Source organism: Bacteroides propionicigenes (assembly GCF_018390535.1).
Taxonomy (GTDB): Bacteria; Bacteroidota; Bacteroidia; order Bacteroidales; family Bacteroidaceae; genus Bacteroides; species Bacteroides propionicigenes.
The window spans coordinates 1-1,211 of sequence record NZ_JAHBBW010000034.1; the positions used below are offsets into that span (position 1 = coordinate 1).

The following is a 1,211-nucleotide window of genomic DNA, read 5'->3' on the forward strand; positions in this document are numbered from 1 at the left end:
TATTTTTTAGGTATTCCTTTCCCTATGTCTTTCTGAAATTTTGACGTTTTTTAAACGAACGTCTAAAAAACAGTTTTTGTGTTATAATCCGTTTGTTTACAGTAGTTTACCCGTACACTAATGTACAACTACAAAAAATCCACAGGTAAGAGGGACACAATACTTGCCGTATTCTACATAGAGTGTCTGCAATTGATTGGAATTCAAGCATATGCAAGGGTTTCAAAGCCCCGGGAGAATGCCCTTTTCTGAAACAGGCATATAAATGGAAACAGAGAAAGAGACCGAATTATGGTATGCCATGCGTGCCACCTACCGCAGAGAGCCTGATGCCGTACGCTTGCTTGAGAAGGAGAATCTGGACTGTTTTGTCCCCATGCAGTATAAGGTAACGGTGAAGAAAGGCAGGAAGGTTCGTATTCTGGTTCCTGTCATACACAACCTGATTTTTGTCCATGCCTGTCTTTCTGATTTGAAACGTGTAAAGTCTAAAGTCACTTATTTGCAATATATCACCGATACCCGCAGCGGTCAGAAAATCATCATCCCGGATAATGAGATGCGGCGTTTCATCGCTGTAGCCGGTAGCTATAGTGACCAGCTCCTGTACTTCCAACCTGAAGAGTTGAATTTATCCAAAGGTGCCAGGGTTCGCATCACCGGCGGTGACTTCGAAGGTCAGGAGGGTGTTTTTCTGAAGGTGAAAGGAGCGCGCGACCGCCGTGTTGTCATCGAGATTCAGGGTGTCATTGCCGTTGCCATGGCTACCATCCACCCTGAACTGATAGAAGTCATCAAATAGTTGATAGTAGATAATTTTACAGTTGTCAATTCATAACTCATAATTTATAATTCATTATGTCTCTTTCTGAAGAAACTCTTGCCCTTCAGCGTGCCGCGCACGACCTGATGTATTTGGGTATGGACGGAAGTCCCGTCTACAGCGATGACCTTTCCCGTCGCAATGGTGAGGTTTACCGTCTGACTACAGCTTTGTATAATTCCGGTGTCAAAGGTTCTACCGTCGAAGAACAGGCTAATGTCTGCCTTGCTCTTCTGATGGGTTATAATGCTTCATTTATCGACCACGGTGAAAAGCAGGAACATATTCAGGAGATTTTGAACCGCTGTTGGGATATTCTTGAAGCTCTTCCCGCTTCATTGTTGAAACTCCGTTTGCTTACGGCTTGCTATGGTGAGGTTTACGATGA

At 43.9% G+C, this 1,211-nt stretch carries 2 protein-coding genes; both read left to right on the forward strand.

Going from position 1 to position 1,211, the window contains the following annotated elements; translation table 11 throughout:
- The first annotated feature begins 265 nt into the window (after window positions 1-265).
- Entirely contained in the window at window positions 266-802 is a 537-nt protein-coding gene (locus tag KG118_RS17340; protein WP_213388596.1) for a UpxY family transcription antiterminator, read from the forward strand.
- A gap of 56 nt (window positions 803-858) precedes the next feature.
- Window positions 859-1,211, forward strand: a 353-nt coding sequence (locus tag KG118_RS17345) for a UpxZ family transcription anti-terminator antagonist (protein WP_213388597.1), incomplete at its 3' end; no start/stop codon positions are given.

Excerpts from the sequence above, each read along its gene's own strand:
- KG118_RS17340 (WP_213388596.1), top strand. The coding sequence starts at position 266 with ATGGAAACAGAGAAAGAGACCGAATTATGGTATGCCATGCGTGCCACC.